Raw genomic sequence first — 2,451 nt, forward strand, 5'->3', positions numbered from 1 at the left:
GGCCGACGCCCCAACGGCCGGCGTCCCGACAGCCGGCGCGCCAACAGCCGCCACTGCCACCACCCCGCCGGCGACCATCCCGCATTAGCGACTACTCTGGCCAAACCCGCCGCTTTTTGGCAGGAAGCACCAAACGGGTATGCGGCCATCCGTCAGGCCGTCGGATAGAACCGTGTTATCAGCCTCATCCGGAGGGCAGACCATGAGCAGCTATCGTCCGTACCAATATATCGAACGCCGCAAGTCGCGGCAGATCCATGTCGGCAAGGTTCCGGTCGGCGGCGACGCGCCCATCTCGGTGCAGACCATGACCAACACCCTGACCACGGACGCGGCGGCGACCATCGCGCAGATCCGCCGCGCCGAACTGGCCGGCGTCGACATCGTCCGCGTCTCCTGCCCCGACGAGGAAAGCACCGCCGCCCTGGCCGAGATCGTGCGCGAGGTCAACGTGCCGATCGTCGCCGACATCCATTTCCACTACAAGCGCGCGATCGAGGCCGCCCAGGCCGGCGCCGCCTGCCTGCGCATCAATCCCGGCAATATCGGCAGCGCCGAACGCGTGCGCGAGGTCGTGAACGCCGCCAAGGACCATAATTGCTCGATCCGCATCGGCGTGAATGCCGGCTCGCTGGAACGGCACCTGCTGGAAAAATACGGCGAACCCAACCCCGACGCGCTGGTCGAAAGCGCCCTCGAACACGCCAAAATCCTGCAGGATCACGATTTCCACGAATTCAAGATCAGCGTGAAGGCCTCCGACGTCTTCCTCGCCGTCGCCGCCTACCAGCAACTGGCCGAAATCTGCGACCACCCGCTGCATATCGGCATCACCGAGGCCGGGTCCAAGCGCGCCGGCACCGTCAAATCCTCGATCGGCCTGGGCAACCTGCTGTGGGCCGGCGTGGGCGACACGATGCGCGTCTCCCTCTCGGCCGAGCCCGAGGAAGAAGTGCTGGTCGGCTGGGACATCCTCAAATCGCTGGGCCTGCGCCATCGCGGGGTCAAGATCATCTCCTGCCCGTCCTGCGCGCGCCAGGGCTTCAACGTGATCCAGACCGTCCAGACGCTGGAAGAACGCCTGGCCCACATCCAGACCCCGCTGACCCTGTCGATCATCGGCTGCGTCGTCAACGGCCCCGGCGAGGCGCTGATGACCGATATCGGGCTGACCGGCGGCGGTTCGGGCCGCCACATGGTCTATTCCGCCGGCCGGCAGGACCACACCATTGCCGCCGACTCGATGATCGACCATATCGTCGACCTGGTCGAGCAGAAGGCCGAGCTGATCCGCGCCGAAGAAGCGGCCGCCAAGGCCGAGGCCGAATCCGCCCTGGCCCCGGCCCGATAGGGCCGAACCCGCTCGCCCTTCGCCGCATCCCGGTACCGCTCGCGGTCCCGGGCGCGGCGCCGTCCGCCCCGGCCATGCCAATGCCCGGCCATGCCAATTCGGGGGCACCCGAATTCAGGCCCAGATTCAGGAATCTCGTCTCCGTGAGCAGCTTGCAACCCGTCCGTGGCACCCATGACCTGATTGGCGAGGCCCAGCTTCGCCACGCCCATGTGGTCCAGACCGCGCGCCGGATCGCCGGGCTGTACGGGTTCGACGAATGGACGACCCCGATCTTCGAGGATACGCGCGTCTTCTCCCGCTCGCTGGGCGACACCTCCGACGTGGTGTCGAAGGAGATGTACACCTTCGAGGACCGCGGCGGCGAATCGCTCACCCTGCGGCCCGAGGGCACCGCCGCCATCTGCCGTGCCCTGGTCACCAACGGCCTGACCCAGTCCCTGCCGCAGAAAGTGTTCTATGCCGGCCCGATGTTCCGCTACGAACGGCCGCAGAAGGGGCGCTACCGCCAGTTCCACCAGATCGGCGCGGAGCTGATCGGCGCCGCCGAACCCCTGGCGGACGCCGAGACGATCGCGATGGGCCGCGACATCCTCGCCGCCCTGGGCATCGCCGGCGACACGGTGCTGGAACTCAACACGCTGGGCGACGCCGAAAGCCGCGTCGCCTGGCGGGCCGCCCTCATCGCCTATTTCACCGACCTGCGCGACCAGTTGTCCGAGGACAGCCTGGCCCGGCTCGAACGCAACCCGCTGCGCATCCTCGACAGCAAGGCGCCGCAGGACCGCGCCCTGGTCGCCGACGCGCCGCGGATCGGCGCCTACCTGACCGAACCCGCCCGCGCCTTCTGGGACGGGCTGCGCTCCGCGCTGGACCTGCTGGGCGTGCCCTTCCGCGAGAATCCGGGCATCGTGCGCGGCCTGGATTATTACGGCCATACCGCCTTCGAATTCGTCACCGAGCGCCTCGGGGCCCAGGGCACCGTGCTGGCCGGCGGCCGCTATGACGGGCTGGTGGCCGAAATGGGCGGCCCGCGCACCCCGGCCATCGGCTGGGCGGGCGGCATCGAACGGCTCGCCATGCTGCTGGACGCCACCCCG

At 68.5% G+C, this 2,451-nt stretch carries 2 protein-coding genes; both read left to right on the forward strand.

The features are described 5' to 3' along the window. The first annotated feature begins 202 nt into the window (after window positions 1–202). A complete protein-coding gene (gene ispG, locus HUK84_RS14960) occupies window positions 203–1,351 on the forward strand; it encodes a flavodoxin-dependent (E)-4-hydroxy-3-methylbut-2-enyl-diphosphate synthase (RefSeq protein ID WP_176640994.1) in 1,149 nt (382 codons plus the stop codon). 143 nt (window positions 1,352–1,494) lie between these two features. Next, a partial coding sequence (hisS, locus tag HUK84_RS14965) for a histidine--tRNA ligase (RefSeq protein ID WP_176640995.1) occupies window positions 1,495–2,451 on the forward strand: 957 nt, incomplete at its 3' end.

Source organism: Nguyenibacter vanlangensis (assembly GCF_013376155.1).
GTDB lineage: Bacteria > Pseudomonadota > Alphaproteobacteria > Acetobacterales > Acetobacteraceae > Gluconacetobacter > Gluconacetobacter vanlangensis.